A 19,721-nucleotide genomic window follows, 5' to 3' on the forward strand; every position below is an offset into this window, starting at 1 on the left:
TCACCTCTTATTTTTTGATCTTATCCTGCCCGAAACTGCCCAGAAGATCATCAGGATCACAATGACAGGAGCAACTATAAACGGCAGAACCTTTATATCGTCAACGGGGACAGCATCGGCAGTTACCTTAATGATGTGAGGCTGTCCGCTCTCGATCCTGTGAGCTCTCACAAGCAGACGGTGCGTATTTATACCGTATGGAGTGCAGGTCATAAGAGTAACGCAGTCCATATCGGGTATCGGCACAAGCTTGTCCATTTGATACGGCAGGACCGTATTTATCTCATCGACCTCATATTCCATTACTTCGTCAAGCACGGTGATACTGAAAGTATCATTTTCCGTGAGCTTGTCGATATCAGTGAAGAGCCTTGCAGACGGAAGTCCGCGGTGTGCGGATATTACCGCATGATTTCCAATGCCGCCGATGGGGAGTGAAGTCCCCTGAAGGTGACCCACGGCGATATTGAGCACCTCGCTGCTGGTTCCGTGGTATATGGGGAGATAAGCGTTTATCTTAGGTATATCAATATATCCCATTATACCCGTACCTGTTATGTCAAGAGCCTGTTCATAGCCCTTTACATTCTTATAATCACTGAGAGGAGACTCCAGCTTTGCAAGCTCGCTGTTATACTTCTCCGCTCTTTCAAAGAACTTTTTCTTTACCGAATCGTCCATTTCGCTGACCGTCTGATCGTATACCGCGATAGCTCTTGAGAGCTTGCCAGCGTTCCACCAGTTGCTGAACGAAGGGTAGAGCATAATGCAGATACCTGCAACCAGAGCAGCAAAAAGAACGATGTTAAATATCAGACTGCGCTTGTTTTTCATTTTATCCTACCAAATGAGCCAAAAGGCGTGACCCTGAAATAAACTTTTCCGATTATGTTTTCCTCAGCGACACATCCAACGGAGGTCGTGCGGCTGTCCACCGAGACCTCTCTTTCATCGCCCATTACGAAGTATCTATCCTCGGAAACTGTCATCGGGAACGTGATATCACATTCTCCCGACGAGACTTTGCTGATATATGGTTCGTCAAGCTTTTTTCCGTTCAGCTCCACCGTACCGTCGTCAAGGATATTTATAGTATCGCCCGATGCGGCGATAACACGTTTTATAAGGACTTTTTTGTTATGGTAGAAGGCGATAATGTCGCCTTTTTTTATATCCCCGGACTTATTGCACAGCACAGTCTGTCCCTTTGATAAAGTAGGCTCCATGCTGCTGCCGGTAACTCTGAAAAGCGGGAAAACGAAATTGCAGATCAGAACGATAACGGCTGCGGCGGTGATAAGAGACGAAACAGTGCTGAAAAGAGCTTTCGCAAAGGCTTTTCTGTAGCTTTTCGGCTCAATATTGTTTTCATTGGTATCTTTTTCGTTCATTTCACGACACAGCCCTTCGGTTTATACATAATGTAATGCAAGCGTAAATTAATACAATAAATTTATCTCTGTTTTTAAGTGAGCATAATATTAATTGATATAAGTATTGATTAAGCAAATATTTCAATGCACAGTTCTATGTACATATTATACTTTCCTGTCAGGAGAAAAGTCAATAATAAAGTGTGAACAAACTTTATAAACATCAAAAATTCGGCGTTAGTCACAACGTATTTGTTTTAATTTAGGCAAATCGCCAAATAGTTTCCTAATTAAAAACAAAGGATTAATAATATGTTAACACGAATTCTGGCAGTATAATATTACATTTTCAATCCTGACCGTACATTTTTTGACTCAATTTTCTATGGTAAAAGCGTACAAATCAGGTAAAAAATATTAGACTTTTGTCACAAAAATTAATTACTTAATGTTAATAATATATGAATGTGGTTGACGTCTTATCATAACAAGTGGTATAATATCATTACACAGAACAATGTTATAAATTTGTTCACACGGAGATAATTTATGACTGATAAAGAATTCAAACGCTTAAAAAGAAGCGACCTGATATATATAATATATGAATATCAAAAAAAGCAGGAGGAGCTCCTCAGAGAAAACAGTGAACTCCGCGAAAAGCTCAGTGAAAAAGAGCTTAAGATCGAGAATGCAGGCTCTCTTGCCGAAATAGCCGCAAAGCTCAGCGGACTTTTTGAGGCAGCTCAGCAGACGGCCGATGATTACATGAGCCAGCTTGAGTTTGCCGCTTCCGCCGAAGCCCGTAAAAAGGCCGACGCTATCATAAAGGAAGCCGAGGAAAAGGCCCAGAAGATAATAGAAGAAGCAAAAATGAACGCTCCTGCACAGAAAAACGACGAATAAAAGGATAGGATACCATGTCAGCAAACAAGAAAACTCCCCAGACTATGCCTTCTGTCCAACAGGTAGAGGCAGAGCTGAAAAATATAAATCATAAAAAGAGATTCAGAAGCACCCTGTTCAGCACAGTTTCGATACTCATTGTCGTTGCAGCAGTCGCGGTGCTCATCTCCACACTCTTCTTCCCCGTCGTTCAGGTCGTGGGAAGCAGTATGGAACCGTCACTGAATGACGGTGATATTCTTTTGCTTGTTAAATCGGATAAGGTAACATATGGAGAGCTGTGCTGCGTTTCATGGCAGAACAAATCGCTGCTGAAGCGCGTTATCGGCCTTTCGGGGGATGTTATCGAAATAGACGGCAGCGGAAATGTCTCGGTCAACGGTGAGCTCCTCGACGAGCCCTACGTTGAAGAGAAGGAACTCGGCAGATGCGAGATCGAATTTCCGTATCAGGTGCCTGAGGACAAGATCTTTATCCTCGGAGACCAGCGCGGGACCTCTGTGGACAGCAGAAGCTCTGCCATCGGCTGCGTAGGAAAGGACCAGATAATAGGAAAGGTCATATTTAAAGTATGGTCTAAAAAATAATCGAGAAAGGGGGACGGCGAAATAAATGAAAAATTATTTTGACAGTTTTTATGAGATAATTCATAAAAACAGCGTTAAGCGACGGCGAATGGTATCGCTGCTGCTTGTATTGTCAATATTTGTTTCATCAGGCGTCCTCTGGGAGCTTCGCGATACCGTTGTCACTCTTGTAAACGAGCCTCTGTGCGGATTTGAAGAACACGCTCATTCCGACGAGTGTTACGAAACAAGACTGATATGCGGTCTGGAAGAAAATGAGGAGCATACTCATACGGACGAATGCTATGAGAAGGTCCTTGTATGCGGATATGAAGAGCATTTGCACACAACGCTCTGCTATACCGATGAGGAGCTTCCCGAAAACAGCATACAGTCTGATGATGAGGAAAACAATATCGTTTCCATATCTCTTCCCGAGGATGAGAATGAGGAACTGTTCATATCACAGGATGATGATGCAGAAGCGGCAGCGCTTCGGCTCGGAAATTCAATGAGAGCATCTCTTGCAGATAATCCTACAGAGCTTGTTTCACCCGCCGGAGTATCTACCATAGATAATATAGCACGCGGTATTAATATCACGCTGTTTGATTATCATGATCCGGAGGATGAGCTTGAATCACAGCTCAACAACTATGATATCTCATGGGACAGCGACAGTCATACATGGGTGCATAATCATATAAAGTATGCCGGTGTGAACTATGGAAGAAATCCCACCGATGATATCATGTTCTTTGCTTACGGTACACCTGATTTTGTTGGTACAAACTCCGATAAAGACGATACAAATGCATATAATATCTATACCCGTACTGATATAAACAATATCAGCAAGAATAACTACTCTGGCGATTATAATACCAATAACATATATTCTTCTCAGGTATCGGGCAACCGACCTGTACAGGGCATAGTAAAGGATCAGCTTTCAGGCGGTTATCCCGTGATGAACAATACCGCGGCACACAGCCTCGATTATCTGTTCAGTATAACACCGAGCGCTTATAAAACAGTCTATACCGATGTAAATCATTTCTTGCAGGACAAGAACGGTCACCTTGTTTATAACAGCGATGAGAATTACGCTTATTATAATCAGGATACCCACGAATTTACGGTCTATGAAAGCACCTATCATATCATAAACAAAGATCACCACAGAGACAAGGACTATAACGCGCTCACTGATACGGTATATGACGGAGCTAACGGCGGTGAGTTCAAGATAGGCTTCTTCCCCTTCGATCAGTACGACCTGAGCAGGAAAGATCCTAACTTCAACGGTAACGGCTTCAATCACCATTTCGGAATGAAAATGGACGCCAGGTTCAAAAATCTCGGCGCTCCGACGGAACCGATAGTATTCAAGTACAGCGGCGATGATGATATGTGGGTTTTCGTTGATGATGTTCTTATTCTTGATATCGGCGGTATCCATGAGCCTGCCGCAGGAATGATAGACTTTACGAACGGTCTTGTATGGACACAGGACAATGAACTCGGCAGTGTTGCTGAGACTGCATATAACGATTTAAGGAGAAGCAATCAGAGCCTTCCTGTATACGCTGATATCCCGAAGCCTGACAACGGTGTAAATACCGACGGTGCATCGGAATCTAAGTGGAAGGTAGAGACTCTGGCAAGCAAATTTGCAGGCATTGAAGGCAAGAGCTGTGGCGCAGCTGACAACAAGGCTCATACTATCGAGATGTTCTATCTTGAGCGAGGCGGCTGTTATTCAAACCTCGCCATAGATATGAACCTCCCGACTGTAAGACCTTTGACAGTAAAGAAAAACGTTGATTTCGGCAGTCATTATTCAAAGGATTATGACAGGAACGACGTAACAGACTTTCCTAAGTATCAGTTCGCAGTATATGTCGAAGATCCTGAGAATCCAGACAATTATGTTCTTGCCGATCTCGGGGTTGACGAAAACAATCCGTTCTATCTCAAGGACGGAGAACGTAAGGATTTCTATTTAGCCGATGAGACAAGAAAATATTATGTTGTCGAAAACGGCATAGATACGAATATTTATTCAAATGTACTGGTCAATGCAGCTGCTCGGCCGATAGAAAGCGGCAATGCAAGCAGCGGTACACCTGCGGCACTTAATGTTACTGACAGCTACAATTTCACAAATGTTGTCCGTGAGGAAACGGGCACGATCGGCGTTACAAAATCATGGCTGGGCAATGACGGAGAGCCAATGGCAAACCCACCGACTTCTCCCATAAAATTCAAGCTGTACCGCTCGGATAACGGCGGAGAACCTCAGCCCGTGGAGATAGGCGGAAAGATGACGTTCACTCTGAACTCTCCAAGCTGGTCATGGACCTCACCTGTAGTTCTTCCCAAGAGGTACGGTACTCATGTTTATACATACTCGGTCGAGGAGCTCAACGTACCTGACGGCTACAAGGCATCATACAGCAAAAATGCTGACGGCGGTCTTGAAATAACCAATAAGGATGTCACTAACGCCGATATCTACCTAAAAAAAGAATGGTCCAACGCTATAGAAGAGGATCAGAAGCCCGTAACGCTTACTCTTAAGAGGAAAAAAGCTGTGTATGAAGAGAGCCAGCCTACAAGTCTCAGGATAAATCTTCTTGATGCAGGCGGAAATCTTCTTTCAACGTATGAAGTTCCCTCAAGCGATAATATGGTATATGCAGGAGGCAGCGTTGAATTTTCATTTAATGCCCCCAATGGTGTTGATTATTATACAGTGGATACCAATTATCCTCAGTTGACGCCGAATACAATACATCTGCAGCAGATAAATGACAGAACATTTGAAATATCAGATCTTGCGGCTGCAAGCGGTTCAGGCTTTGCCAACGAAGTCAGTATCAAGGTATATACCGACGAAGAAGAAGACAGTCTGCTGCTCCTGCACCATTCGTTTACAAAATATACAGACGGCTGGATACAGAACGGCGGTTCAGAGATACTGACGAGTTCTTACAATGCTTACGCCAAGGGTGACGGAATGCTTATAAGAGGTCCTGGTGATACCAACAGAACGGCTTCAAATCAGGGCGCACGTCTTGATCTTGATCCTCTGATGTTCAAGGTAAATCATACATATACCTTCAGTACCTATGTACGATATGATGAAGATGTAGGCGTTACGGACGAAAACGGTCAATACGTTATTTTCAAGTTTACATTGTATGACGGACTTGGAAATGAGGAGTCAAACTATCATGTTATAGAGCAGACAAAGGTTTATAAAAAACAATGGACTCATCTTATGGGAACGCTCACTCTGCCAGAAGATATCAACCCTTACGGTATGTATCTGATAGTTGAATCCTTTGACCCTCCCGGTCAGCCTTTTATCGGTCCGAGTAAATTCCGAATGGACGAATTTACTGCTATCGAAGGAAATCATGCCATGAATGTTGAAGAAACAACAGGAAAGGTAACCGTAGGAAGCGGTGAATATTCAGCTGTTACAAACGGAACTGCGGTATACGAATACAATACCATGCAGAATTATGGCAGCAACGGCTGGGGACCTTTTGGCAGCACAAGTCTATCGCAAAAGAGTTATCAGTCCAATTATGCTGTTGTGGTATCAGGCAGAAATGATAGCTGGGAGGGCGTTGCTAAAAAAGTAAATCTTACACCCGGACAGAAATATCATCATATTGCTCAGGTAGCAGGTAATCATACAGGCAATGACAGTACAACGCCACATACTATCAGAGCAACTCTGACATATACCGATACTAATAACAAGTCTCAGTATTTTCCTCTTGGTTCTGTCGATACAAAAGGCAATCAATGGGGTACGATAGATACTGTATTTGATTTCCCGACTGATGTAGATACATCGAAGGACATAGTTATATACTATAACACGACAGGAACAGAGGCTTTTGAGGTGTGGAGTTCAAAGCTGTATGAAGCGACTGAAAATACAGATCTTAATAAAGCCGGCTATACGCTTGTAAACGGCAGTTATGTATCAAACTATGATGAGTACGGCTTGACTATCGACTCCGATTCTGCAACAAATCCGCTTCATCTGCAATCTGATTATACAGATGATCCGGACTTCATCAAAACCATAAACCTTAATTCAACTGACGGCTGGGACAAGCATCTCGGCAAGAACGATCTTGACGAGAGTTCAGATCATCATATACGCTATATCTATTATGTTGAGGAAACAGGCGTTGACGGAATGGTCAGCGGAGTGGATTACATCGTTTCCTATGAAAACAACAATGTAGCAACAAATGATGCGGACACTCCGATAATCGTAAAAAACAAGTGCATTCGCTACAGGCTTCCCGAAACGGGAGGCAGCGGTACAGGTCGGATATACTTTTACGGCATTGTACTGACAGCGATGGGAATAATAAGCGGATCCGCCTTGTACAGGCGCAAAAGGAGGCGAGTGTGAAATGGCTTCCTGAAAAAGAAAACGGCGGATCAAAACGAATAAATTATTGAAAACGGAGGTAAATTATATGAAAACTAATAAGAAAGCTTTAGCTATCCTTACAGCAGGTCTGTTGGCAGTAACACCCATGGCAGCCACAGGGCTTACAGCCTTTGCGGCAGATTACGATATCACAGTAAACAATGAAACTGATGGATATACATACAACGCTTATAAAATATTTGCAGGTACTTTGAGCGGTAGTGTTCTTTCAAATGTTACATGGGCTACAGGTTTTAATGGTACCCAAATGCTCGCAAACTTAAAGAGTGACTCGCTTTTGGGAACTGATTTTGCATCAGCAACCGATGCAGCTTCCGTAGCAGCCAAATTGCCTGATCTTAGCGGCAACAGTGAAAAGCTTGCTCAGTTTGCCAAGCTTGCTTATGCAAATAAAGGAACAACGGCTTCTGTAGCATCAGGCGCACTGAGCGAAGGAAAATACACTATCCCTGCAACAGAAGCAGGTTATTACCTCATTGAAGAAGCAAGCGTACCGGCAGGAGCAATAACATCACGTTATTTGCTTAAAGTTGCAGGTCCGACAGATGTAACTCCGAAGAGACCTTCACCTTCTCTTACAAAGGTCATATCTTCTCCAAATCCTAAGGATTCAGGAAAGGCAAATGATGTGTGCATAGGCGACTCTGTCAGCTATACATTAACATCTGCTGTTCCTGACATGACAGGCTATTCAAAGTATTTCTTCGTTATCAACGATGACTTTGACGCAGGTCTTACATTCAATAATGATGTTGCTGTTACTATAGGTGAAACTACATTAACAGCAGGTACTCATTATGTGGTACAGACTGATGCTGCTGATACAGACGGACATTCATTCCAGATAGTCTTCAAGGATTTCTACGACAACTGGAAAACACATTCAGGTGATACTATAACAGTTACATATTCCGCTACACTTAACGAGAACGCTAACCGCGGAACGACAGGAAATATCAATACTGCAAACCTTACTTATTCAAACAATCCAAATGTTACTTCTGAAGGTGAATCTCCTTCAAATCCTGATGAACCCAAACCACCAACGCCTGATAATCCTGATACACCTGAAGACGAAAGCGAACCGGGTGATTCCGTGGGCACAACTCCTGATCAGCAGACAAAGACCTATACCGCAAATATAAAACTCACAAAAATCGACGGAGCATCAACATCAACTCCTAAGGCAGCGCTTACCGGTGCAAAATTCCAAATCAGCGGCGTAACAAATAAAGTAGTGCTTATAAACGGAGAAGCATTTGAGGAGGCAGCTTCAGGAGCATATTACAGACTGAAAAACGGTACATTTGCTTTAGTTTCTTCTTCGCCTGATGCAGCTGATATTGATGACAGCTCAAAGAAATATGACAAAGTAACCAACGTTACTTCTACTACAACTAAAACCAATATCTGCAAAGAGGCATATGTAAAGGCTGACGGTACGTTGGAATTTGGAGGTCTTGGTGCAGGTACATATACAATCACCGAGATCGTTACTCCTGATGGCTATAACACAATTGAGCCGATAACTATTGTTATTAACGGAGACGGCGCAACATTTGCCGCACCTAACTGGTCAGCAACAAAGGATGGCGCAGCTATTGCATTGACGTCATCAGGAACAACTGCATCTGTTGATTTTGAAGTTGTAAATAACGTTGGAACAACTCTCCCGTCAACAGGCGGCATCGGCACAAAGCTGTTCTATATCATAGGCGGAATGCTCGTAGCAGGTTCAGTAATTCTCCTCGTAACAAAGAAGAGAATGAATTTAAAGGAAGACTGAGCATATCTGTAAACACAGCAAATATCTGAAATTTACGTGCAGCGGCGGTATCCCCACCGCTGCACAGCAATTTTGATCCAAGGAGCTTTTGATGAAGCGTATCATAATAAAGTCACTGCCATTCGCGGCACTGTTCATAGGGATATTCCTGATACTGTATCCCACGGTCAGCGAGCATATAAACGCCATGCACCAGTCAAAGGCGATACAGTCATACAACGATATAACAGATACTATGAGCAGCGAACAGCATGACAAAATGATAGAGGCGGCAAGGGAGTACAACCACAGGCTCTCTTCAGCAGAGAACCCTATCATAGAGCCTGACAAGGTCGCAGGATATTACAGCACTCTTGATATTACGGGAACAGGCATCATGGGATATCTGACCATTGAAAAAATAAAGGTGGAGCTCCCCATATATCACAGTGTAAACGACAACGTCCTGCAAATAGCCGTAGGTCATCTCCCGGGAACAAGCCTGCCCGTCGGCGGCAAGGGTACTCATACCGTCATGTCGGGACACCGCGGACTTCCCAGTGCAAGACTTTTCACCGATCTTGACAAGCTTGAGCCGGGTGATATTTTTTATATCACCGTCCTGTCCGATGTACTTACCTATCAGGTGGATCAGATAAAGACTGTAAAGCCCTATGAGATAGACGATCTGAAAACCGCCCCCGACAAAGACTACTGCACACTGTTTACCTGTACTCCATACGGTATCAATTCCCACAGACTCCTTGTAAGAGGAGTCAGGATCGAGACCAAGGAGGAATACAAGGTCTATGTTGCAAACGACGTATTCATCGTCTCTCCGTATATCGTAGCACCGATCATCGCAGCTCCCATACTGCTCATTCTTTTGATAATCCTTATGGTTAAGGGCGGAAAAAAGCCGAAAAAAGACGCTTCTCCGACAAAAGAGCAGGAATGAATACAATTACCCCAGCGGCAGCCATAAAGGCTGCCGCTTTTCTGTTCTGCGGCATATTTCGCCATACAGCCGCATATATGTCATGACAGCTAATGACATATTCCGCGGACCTGCTGCATTATAATAATACTACAGACAGCAGATCAGGAGGTGTGCCGTGCAGACTGTATATGTCGATGTGCTGATAGTTCTGAATATCTATGTTAATTTTTTTCTGCTCCGTATAACTGCAGGGATAACACATTCTCCGCTGCGAACGGGAAGATGCGTGGCGGCGTCGGTCTATGGGAGCCTTTTCTCTCTGACCATACTCCTCCCCGAGCTCGGGACCTTTATACCGCTTCTGATAAAGCTTGCCGCAGCAGTGAGCATAATAGCCTTTGCCTTCGGAGTTCACGGGAAAAAGCGGCTTCTGCTGAATACAGCAGCATTTTTTACTGCAAATTTCGTACTTGCGGGTGCGGTCTACGGCGTATACACCTTTTCCCGCCCCAAGTTCATACATTTCAACAACGCCTGCTTTTACATAGATTTTTCACTTGTTGTTCTCGTCATCACGACTGCGGCTCTGTACTTTGCCGTGAGGGCAGTACGGATATACACTGACTCAGCCCCCGACGGAGAGTACAGCGTATTCATCCGTGCGGGCGACAAGGTCATATCGCTCACAGGACTTGCAGATACGGGAAACGCTCTTGTGGACTATTTCACAGGCTCGCCCGTGATAATCTGTTCCGAGGAGAGCTACCCCTTACTCACAGGAAGAGAACTTGATCTTTCGGTACTTCCGAAGGGCTTCAGGCTTCTCCCCTGCTCTGCCGTCTCGGGCAGCGGACTTATACCTGTATTCCGCCCCGACGAGGTACAGATAAGCAGCTGCACGAATGGCAGCAAAAAACCTGTAGACGCTGTCATAGGCTTCGGCAAGTGCGGCGGAAAAGCCGTTTTCAACCCGAAACTGCTAAAAATATAGATGAAGGAGAAAAGACATGAACATTATCAGAATTATCAGAGAATACCTGAAAAAACGCTTTACAGGCGAAGTTTTCTACGTAAACGGTTCGGATACGCTTCCGCCGCCGCTTACAAGGGAGGAAGAGACCGAAGTATTCTCACGGCTCACAGACCACGACACCGAAGCCCGAAACTGCCTTATCGAGCATAATCTGCGGCTCGTGGTATACATAGCCAAAAAGTTCGAGTCAACGGGCATAGGCATCGAGGACCTCGTATCAATAGGCACTATAGGGCTCATCAAAGCCGTAAACACCTTCTGCCCCAACAAAAATATCAAGCTTGCGACCTATGCTTCGCGCTGTATCGAGAACGAGATACTCATGTTCCTGCGTAAGTCCTCACAGTACCGCAACGACCTTTCAATAGACGAACCGCTTAATATCGACTATGACGGGAACGAGCTGCTTCTTTCAGATATTCTCGGCACTGACGACGACATAGTGAACAAGGGCATCGAGACCGAGGCAGAGCGCGATATACTGCGGAATGCAGTTGCGGAGCTCTGCGACCGCGAACGTGAGATAATGGAAATGCGCTTCGGACTTATCGACGGAAAGGAGAAAACACAGAAAGAAGTTGCGGACTGTATCGGCATATCCCAGTCTTATATATCAAGGCTTGAAAAGAAAATAATCAAAAAGCTGCGTATCAAGATCGAAAGCGTTTCATGACGCAGAGCTCTCCATAGCCATAAAGAAGTTTTCCGCTTCTTTATGGCTGTTTTTTGTTCGGTAAGCTTTTCAGGTTACAATTCGGTTTTTTTGACGGTACGGTATTGTAAAACGGGCGCATTTGTGATATAATATTAATATCTATATCTTTCTCATCAGGAGTCATTGTATGAAAAAATGGAGCGTCGGAGTTCCCGACAGAAAAATCGTTTCTGCTCTTATGATCAACTGCGGCATAAGTTCTCTTGCAGCGGCTGCACTTGCCGCCAAGGGCTACTCTTCCGCAGAATCGGTCATGGAAAGCCTTAATGCGGACGAGCTTTCCGACCCGTTTCTCATAAAGGATATGCAGGAAGCGGCAGATACGATAAACAGCGCTATCGAAAACGGCGAGCGCATATGCATATACGGCGATTATGACTGCGACGGCATAGTTGCAACGGTGATACTTTATTCCTATCTGCTTGAAACAGGCGCAGATGTAACTTATTATATCCCTGAGCGCTCGGAGGGCTACGGACTTAACACAAAAGCTGCCGATATCATTGCAAAGGACGGAGTTTCTCTCATAGTCACCGTAGATAACGGCATATCTGCGATACCCGAAGCCGAATACATATATTCTCTCGGCATGAAGCTCGTGGTGACCGACCACCACCGACAGGGAGAACAGCTCCCTCGGGCAGAAGCCGTAGTCGATCCTCACAGACACGACTGCTTCTCCCCTTTCAAGGAAATGTGCGGCGCAGGCATAGCTCTAAAGCTTGTGGCAGCCCTTGACGGCGGCGACTGCACAATGGCTCTCGAACAGTTCGGCGACCTTGCCGCTATCGCAACAGTTGCCGATATAGTAAGCCTTAAAGGCGAAAACCGCTTTCTTGTCTCATACGGTCTCGGACTTATAAGCAACTCCGACCGCCCTGCCATAATGGCACTGAAGGAAGTCTGCGGACTTAATGAAAAGCCCATAGATACGCGCTCTGTTGGATTCGGTATAGCTCCGAGGATAAACGCCTCGGGACGTTTCGGCTCACCTAAGACTGCGGCAGAGCTCCTTCTCTGCGAGGACTATGATGAAGCACTTTCCATGGCACAGGAGCTCAACAGGCTCAATAATATGCGTAAGGACGAGGAAAACTCCATTATTTCCGAAATATGCTCAATGATAGACAAGGCTCCCGATATCATCAGAAGCAGAGTGATCTTTCTGTGCGGAAAGAACTGGCATCACGGAGTTATAGGCATCGTTGCGTCACGTATCGTTGAAATGTTCGGCAAGCCCTGCTTCATAGCCTCGGATACCGACGGCGAGATAAGAGGTTCAGCCCGTTCCTTCGGGGAATTCTCCGTATTTGACGCACTCAGTGCCGCTTCGGATGCCCTTGAAAAATTCGGCGGACACCCCGGTGCAGGCGGATTTACCATAAAGGACGGCATGGCGGACACATTCCGTCAGCTCCTTGAAAAATACGCCCTTGAAAACCACAGGAATATGCCTGCTGCGGAGCTTCACGCCGACAGCCCCGTTTCTCCGCAGGAGCTCACTGTTGAAAACATAAAGGGACTTGATGTACTCGAGCCCTTCGGAACAGACAACGAAAAGCCCCTTTTCTGCATTGAAAACGCGCAGATCATGGATATCATACCGCTTTCGGATGGAGCGCATACGAAGCTCCGCATAAAGGCAGGCTTTACTCAGGCAGACGCCCTGATATTCAGGAGATCGCCCTCGGAGCTGCCCGTTGCAAAGGGAGATGTCTGCGACATGATAGTTTCTCTCGGAGTAAACGAATTCCGCGGAAATGTTTCTCCCAGCATCATTATCAGCGATATACGGCCCCATTTGTTCGAGCAGAGCAGATACTTCGCGGCAAGGAACGCTTTTGAAGCCTTTCTGCGTAACGAGGAGCTCCCGAAGAACTACTACCCCAGCATGGAGCCGTCCCGTGATGACGTTGTAAAGATATACAAGGCTATCCCCGATGACGGTATATGTGCGGATACTCTTTACATAAAGATCAGCGGCAGGAACATAAACTACTGTAAATTCTGCGTTTCCGTCGAAGCCCTGAGACAGCTGGGTCTTGTAGCTGTTTCCTGCTCCGACTCCAGGATAAAAAAGGTCAGCGTTACTCACAAAGCCGATCTGGACTCGGCTCCCGTCCTCGTTTCTCTCAGAAGCAGGCTCGGTCAAGCCATAAATAAGGAGAATAGATATGACAGATGACATGAATGTATCAAATCTCAAACGTCAGGAAGTGGAGGTCCCCATACCCGAATCGGCACTCCCCAAGGACCCGACCGATTTTCTCAATGATATCCCCGATTTCAAGGACGATTACACCATTGAGAAGATAATACAGAAGATACTCACCGACGATAAGCAGTACGACCTGAGCAAGATCATTTCCGCTTATGAGTTCGCAGCAAAGGCTCACGAGGGACAGACACGCTCCTCGGGACAGCCCTATATAACTCACCCCCTTGCGGTATCCTACACTCTTCTTGAGCTTGGAATGGACACGGATACTATCTGTGCAGCCCTGCTACACGATGTCGTCGAGGATACGGACGCAACTCTCGACGATATAAAAAAGCGCTTCGGACAGGACGTTGCACTCCTTGTTGACGGAGTAACAAAGCTGAGCAAGATACCCACTTCAAGCAAGGAAGAGCAGCAGGCCGAGAATATCCGAAAGATACTCCTTGCCATGTCTCAGGATATCCGCGTAATGATAATCAAGCTCAGCGACCGTCTCCACAATATGCGTACCCTGAAGTACCGTCCTCTTGAAAAACAGAGGAATACCGCTCTCGAGACCATGAATATCTACGCTCCCATAGCGCATCGTCTCGGTATCAGAGCAATGAAGGAGGAGCTGCAGGACCTTGCATTCCATTTCCTCGACCCATACGCCTATTCGGAGATAGAGAATATCCTCGAAAACAAGAAAGAGGAGCGCGAAGCCTTCATCGAGATAATCAAGAGCCGTATCGCTCAGCGCTTCAAGTCGGAGGATTTCGCTCAGCCGCCCCAGATAGACGGAAGAGTAAAGAGCATCTACAGCATATACAGGAAAATATTCATCGGTCACAAGGATATCGACGAAATATACGATAAATATGCAGTCCGTATCATAGTTACGACCATTGCGGAATGCTACAATGTTCTCGGACTTATCCACGATATGTTCAAGCCTCTACCCAACCGCTTCAAGGACTATATCTCCACACCTAAAAACAATATGTACCAGTCGCTGCACACGACCGTCCTCGGAAAAGAGGGTATCCCCTTTGAGGTGCAGATACGTACATGGGATATGCACGAGACCGCGGAATACGGTATCGCCGCCCACTGGAAGTACAAGGAGGGCATACAGGGCAAGGACAAAATGGAGCACCGTCTTGCATGGGTGCGTCAGGTCATCGAAGCACAGCAGACCTCGGACGACGTTGAAGAGATAGTCCGCATAATCAAGACGGACCTTGACCCCGAGGATATCGTCGTTATGACTCCAAAGGGAATGTCCGTGAGCCTTCCCATAAACTCCACGGTCATCGACTTCGCATACCGTATCCACACACAGATAGGTCACAAGACCGTAGGCGCAAAGGTAGACGGAAGGATAGTTCCTCTCGACTATAAGCTCCAGACAGGTCAGATATGCGAGATAATCACCAGTAAGGATCCCGAAAAGGGGCCGAACCGTGCATGGCTCAATATCGTACAGACCAACGAAGCCCGTTCAAAGATACGCTCATGGTTCAAAAAGGAGCGCCGCGATGAAAATATCATAGAGGGAAAAACTCAGCTTGAACGTGAATTCAAGCGCCACAGGATAAACCTCAAGGAAGACCAGTACACCGAGTTCCTGCAGGACGACTTCAAACGCCACAACTGCGAGAACCTCGATGATTTCTACGCTTCCATAGGCTACGGCGGCATACTCCTTTCAAAGATGATGCCACGTCTTAAGGACAAGTACGAAAAGCAGTACGAAAACGGCGAAGAACCGCCGACAGTTCCGCTCATAAAGCCAAAGCCCAACGGCAGGAGCAGTATCATACTCGACCAGATAGACGATATGCTCATAAAGTTCGCACAGTGCTGCAATCCCCTCCCCGGTGATGATATTATCGGCTTTATAACCCGAGGCTACGGCATTTCCGTACACACCACGAGCTGTACCAACTACAAGGCTGCCCTTGCAAGGAACAATCCCGAGGAGCTCGAACGCTGGGTGGAGATACAGTGGACAGACAACAGCGATACACAGCTCCAGACAAGCTTTGAGGTAACGGCTACTGACCGCGTGGGACTTGTATACGATATTTCCGCCGTGCTCCTTGAATCACGTGTGCCTATCGTTCATTCCGCTTCGAGAGTCCTCAAGAACGGCAACGCCCTTTTCGAGGGAACTATCGTTATTTCAAGCACGGAGCAGCTCAAGAACCTCTTTGAGAAGCTCAGAAAGATAAAGGGCGTTATCTCTGTTGAAAGAGCCGCCATTTAAGGAGAATACACATGAAGATACACCATTTGCAGCTGGGTCCCCTGCGCTCCAACTGCTATATAGTCGAGACTGCCCCGGGACGCTGTGTTGCAGTAGATATCGGCGGAGACAGCAGGCTCCTGCTGGAATTTCTGAAAATGAAGAAGCTGAGGCTGGGAAAGATACTCCTCACCCACGGTCATTTCGACCACATAGGCGGTGCAGAGGAGGTACATCAGGCAACAGGTGCGGAGGTGTACATCCATGAGCTTGACGCTCATATGCTCACCAGCGAATCCGCTTCCCTTGCTTCAAATATGTCCTTTATAAACTTCGTCCCCCTCACGGATTGGACCTGCATTTACGGCGACTGCTATATAAACGACGGCGACTGCTCGTTCAGAGTTATCCACACTCCGGGACATTCCCGCGGAAGCGTCTGCTATGTCTGCGAGGACGTTATATTCTCGGGCGATACACTGTTCTGCTGCTCTGTGGGAAGAACGGATTTCCCCGACAGCAGTGCAGCGGCTATGTCCTACTCACTGAATATACTATATCACCTTGAGGGCGATTATAAGGTACTTCCCGGTCATAACGAGAGCACCACTCTTGACTACGAGCGTGAAGCAAATCCATATATGAAACAGTTCAGAGGCAAAAATGACGACTGATAATACGAAAATGCCCGTGATCCTCATGGGCAACTCCTTCAAATACGAGATAGAAGCCACAATGAAGCTCTTTTTCAGTACGGCTCATTACTCCTTCGGCAGCTCCCGTGAGGATATAACAGGCGATGAATACGTTATAGCCGAGGTATCGGAGGACGGAAAAGCTGTCACCGCCGAGGTAAAGCTCAGAGGTGAAGAGCCCGTTATAAGAAGTGTCCGTACCGATGATGCGTCACTGAACGAGCAGGAGCTTTGCAGGCTAATCTTCCATATCCTCTCCGAAAAGACAGGCATCAGACCGCCGTGGGGACTTATGACAGGCATACGACCCGTGAAAAAAGTCCTTGAACTTATGGACATGGGGCTTTCAAAGGAAGAGATATTCAAAAGGCTGTCGGATAAATACGAGGTGACGGAGAAAAAGCTTCAGCTTGCCTATGATACGGCAGTAAACCAGCTCCCTATCGTCGAAAAAATAGACAGCACAGCGGTAAGCCTGTATGTTTCCATACCATTCTGTCCCACAAGATGCAGCTACTGCTCTTTCGTTTCTCATTCCATGGACTCCGCAGTAAAGCTAATGCCCGAGTACGTTTCGGCTCTTTGCAGAGAGCTTGAGATACTCGGAAATATCGTAAAGGAGACCGATACAAAGGTAGATACCATATACTTCGGCGGAGGTACTCCCACTTCCCTGACCACTCGGGACCTGAAAACCATCATGGAAGCCGTTGCGAGAAACTTCGATATCGACAAGGTGCGCGAATACAGCGTGGAAGCAGGACGCCCCGATACCATAACCGAGGAAAAGCTCCATGTTATCAGGGAGCTCGGCGCAGGGCGCATCTCAGTGAACCCTCAGACGCTCAATGATGAAGTGCTGAAGGTCATCGGCAGAAAGCACTCGGGCGAGGACGCAATAAAAGCCTTTGAGCTTGCTCGAAAGGTCGGCTTCGGTAATATAAATACCGATCTTATTGCGGGACTTCCCACGGAAACTGCCGAGAGCTTCCGCAATACCCTTGACAAGATGATAGAGCTCGATCCCGAGAGCATAACCGTGCATACACTTACCATAAAACGCTCGGCTGCGCTCTTTGCGGACGGAAATATGAACTGCTCTAATCCTGCGGCGGAAATGGTGGATCACAGCATCCCCGCACTTATGTCTCACGGCTATCTTCCGTACTATATGTACCGTCAGAAAAACACCGTGGACAACCTCGAAAACGTGGGCTACGCCAAAAAAGGCTTTGAAAGCTATTACAACATCTTCATCATGGACGAGACACAGACTATCCTCGGCGCTGGCTGCGCGGCTTCCACAAAGCTCTTATACGAAAATAACAGGATAGAACGAATACATAATTACAAATTCCCCTATGAGTACATACGAAGCTTCGATAAGCTCATGGAAAAGAAACAGGAGGTCAGGGAATGCCTGAAAAAAATCAAATATTTAAAGCTGAGATAACAGACCTGACCGCCGAGGGAAACGGCGTATGCCGATTTGACGGCATGGCTGTCTTCGTTCCCGGAACAGCTGTGGGAGATATTGCCGAGATAAGGACAGTAAAGGTGCTGAAAAGCTACGCTTTCGGCATTGTTGAAAGGCTTGTCTCTCCTTCTCCCGACCGTGTTGAAAACTCATGTCCCGTATATAAACAGTGCGGAGGCTGCCTTTTCAGACATATTTCCTATGATGCCGAATGCCGCACCAAAAACGGTATAGTACGCGGTGCCTTTACGCGCATAGGCGGTCTTTCTCCCGAGTTTGAAAGCTTCCTCGCCGCAGAAGAGACCGAACGATACCGCAATAAAGCTCAGTACCCCCTTGCCGTTGCTGACGGAAAGGCTGTATGCGGTTTTTACGCTCCGAGAAGTCACAGGGTCATACCTGTTTCGGACTGCGTATTGCAGCCCCATATATTCAGCGGAATACTTGAAGCTGTCCTTGATTATATAAGCGAAAAGAAGCTTTCCGTGTACGATGAAGAGTCAAATACAGGCATTATCAGACACATCTACCTCCGAAGAGGAGCTCATTCAGGCGAGATAATGGTCTGTATCGTTGTGCGAAAGGACATATCACGTCAGCTTTCCGCACTTTGCAGGGTACTTACGGAAAGGTTCGCGGATATAAAGAGCATTGTTATGAACATCAATCCGCAGAAGACCAATGTTATCCTCGGTGAAAAGTGTGTTACCCTGTGGGGAAGCGATACTATCTCCGATACCATGTGCGGAAACCGGATAAATATATCTCCCCTTTCATTCTATCAGGTCAATACATTGCAGGCGGAAAGGCTTTACGCCAAGGCGCTGGAATTCGCCGCTCCGCAGAAAAGCGATACTATAGCCGATCTTTACTGCGGCGCAGGTACTATCGGACTTTCAATGGCAAAGTATGCCGCAAAAATAGTCGGCGTGGAGATAGTTCCTCAGGCTGTGGAGAACGCCAAGGAAAACGCCGCTCTGAACAGTATTTCCAATGCAGAGTTTTACTGCGGCGACGCAGGCGAGGTATTCGGAAAGCTCCGAAAACAGGGCTGCAAGCCTGATATTATCGTTATAGACCCGCCGCGGAAAGGCTGCTCGGCAGAAACTATCGACGTTATCGCGGAGGCTGCTCCGAGGAAAATAGTCATGATCTCCTGCAATCCCGCAACTGCCGCCCGTGATGCAAAGCTGCTCGCGGAAAAGGGCTACAGCACGGATAAGGTATGCGGAGTAGATATGTTCCCGAGGACCGGTCACGTTGAGTGCGTAGTTTTGATGTCACGTAAAAAATAAATAGCATAAGAAAAGT

At 46.4% G+C, this 19,721-nt stretch carries 14 protein-coding genes; 12 read left to right on the forward strand and 2 right to left on the reverse strand.

What is annotated here, in order from left to right; genetic code table 11:
• Positions 1 to 834: a class C sortase gene (locus Q0R37_RS02775; protein ID WP_294750861.1), complete on the reverse strand. Its 834-nt coding sequence runs from the start codon at positions 832 to 834 to the stop codon at positions 1 to 3.
• Positions 831 to 1,391, reverse strand: a complete 561-nt coding sequence (gene lepB, locus Q0R37_RS02780) for a signal peptidase I (RefSeq protein WP_294750863.1) — start codon at positions 1,389 to 1,391, stop codon at positions 831 to 833. Before lepB (Q0R37_RS02780) ends, Q0R37_RS02775 begins: the two co-directional genes overlap by 4 nt.
• A 531-nt stretch (positions 1,392 to 1,922) precedes the next feature.
• On the opposite strand from lepB (Q0R37_RS02780), the gene Q0R37_RS02785 reads away from it, so the two are divergent.
• The 12 genes from Q0R37_RS02785 to rlmD all read left to right on the forward strand — a co-directional run bounded on the left by Q0R37_RS02785 (position 1,923) and on the right by rlmD (position 19,705).
• Complete coding sequence (locus Q0R37_RS02785) at positions 1,923 to 2,279, forward strand: hypothetical protein (protein WP_294750868.1); 357 nt, start codon at positions 1,923 to 1,925, stop codon at positions 2,277 to 2,279.
• Positions 2,280 to 2,293: 14 nt separating this feature from the next.
• Entirely contained in the window at positions 2,294 to 2,866 is a 573-nt protein-coding gene (lepB, locus tag Q0R37_RS02790; protein WP_294750871.1) for a signal peptidase I, read from the forward strand.
• Positions 2,867 to 2,891: 25 nt separating this feature from the next.
• Complete coding sequence (locus tag Q0R37_RS02795) at positions 2,892 to 7,292, forward strand: fibro-slime domain-containing protein (RefSeq protein WP_294750874.1); 4,401 nt, start codon at positions 2,892 to 2,894, stop codon at positions 7,290 to 7,292.
• 67 nt (positions 7,293 to 7,359) lie between these two features.
• Positions 7,360 to 9,120 carry an isopeptide-forming domain-containing fimbrial protein gene (locus tag Q0R37_RS02800; protein WP_294750878.1) on the forward strand — a complete coding sequence of 587 codons (1,761 nt, stop codon included), beginning with the start codon at positions 7,360 to 7,362 and terminating at the stop codon, positions 9,118 to 9,120.
• 91 nt (positions 9,121 to 9,211) lie between these two features.
• Positions 9,212 to 10,057, forward strand: a complete 846-nt coding sequence (locus Q0R37_RS02805) for a class C sortase (RefSeq protein ID WP_294750881.1) — start codon at positions 9,212 to 9,214, stop codon at positions 10,055 to 10,057.
• A 157-nt stretch (positions 10,058 to 10,214) separates the two neighbouring features.
• Positions 10,215 to 11,030: a sigma-E processing peptidase SpoIIGA gene (locus tag Q0R37_RS02810; RefSeq protein WP_294750886.1), complete on the forward strand. Its 816-nt coding sequence runs from the start codon at positions 10,215 to 10,217 to the stop codon at positions 11,028 to 11,030.
• 16 nt (positions 11,031 to 11,046) lie between these two features.
• Entirely contained in the window at positions 11,047 to 11,745 is a 699-nt protein-coding gene (gene sigE, locus Q0R37_RS02815; RefSeq protein ID WP_294750888.1) for an RNA polymerase sporulation sigma factor SigE, read from the forward strand.
• A gap of 169 nt (positions 11,746 to 11,914) precedes the next feature.
• Positions 11,915 to 13,972: a single-stranded-DNA-specific exonuclease RecJ gene (recJ, locus tag Q0R37_RS02820; protein ID WP_294750891.1), complete on the forward strand. Its 2,058-nt coding sequence runs from the start codon at positions 11,915 to 11,917 to the stop codon at positions 13,970 to 13,972.
• A complete protein-coding gene (locus Q0R37_RS02825) occupies positions 13,962 to 16,259 on the forward strand; it encodes a bifunctional (p)ppGpp synthetase/guanosine-3',5'-bis(diphosphate) 3'-pyrophosphohydrolase (RefSeq protein WP_294750893.1) in 2,298 nt (765 codons plus the stop codon). Before recJ ends, Q0R37_RS02825 begins: the two co-directional genes overlap by 11 nt.
• A gap of 11 nt (positions 16,260 to 16,270) precedes the next feature.
• Positions 16,271 to 16,912, forward strand: coding sequence for an MBL fold metallo-hydrolase (locus Q0R37_RS02830; RefSeq protein WP_294750896.1), 642 nt, complete (start codon positions 16,271 to 16,273; stop codon positions 16,910 to 16,912).
• A complete protein-coding gene (gene hemZ / locus Q0R37_RS02835) occupies positions 16,902 to 18,386 on the forward strand; it encodes a coproporphyrinogen dehydrogenase HemZ (protein ID WP_294750899.1) in 1,485 nt (494 codons plus the stop codon). The genes Q0R37_RS02830 and hemZ overlap by 11 nt, the downstream gene beginning before the upstream one ends.
• The gene (rlmD, locus tag Q0R37_RS02840; RefSeq protein ID WP_294750902.1) at positions 18,350 to 19,705 is read left to right on the forward strand and encodes a 23S rRNA (uracil(1939)-C(5))-methyltransferase RlmD; all 1,356 of its coding nucleotides are present in this window, start codon (positions 18,350 to 18,352) and stop codon (positions 19,703 to 19,705) included. The genes hemZ and rlmD overlap by 37 nt, the downstream gene beginning before the upstream one ends.
• Positions 19,706 to 19,721: the final 16 nt, after the last annotated feature.

Source organism: uncultured Ruminococcus sp. (assembly GCF_946415235.1).
Classification (GTDB): domain Bacteria; phylum Bacillota; class Clostridia; order Oscillospirales; family Ruminococcaceae; genus Ruminococcus.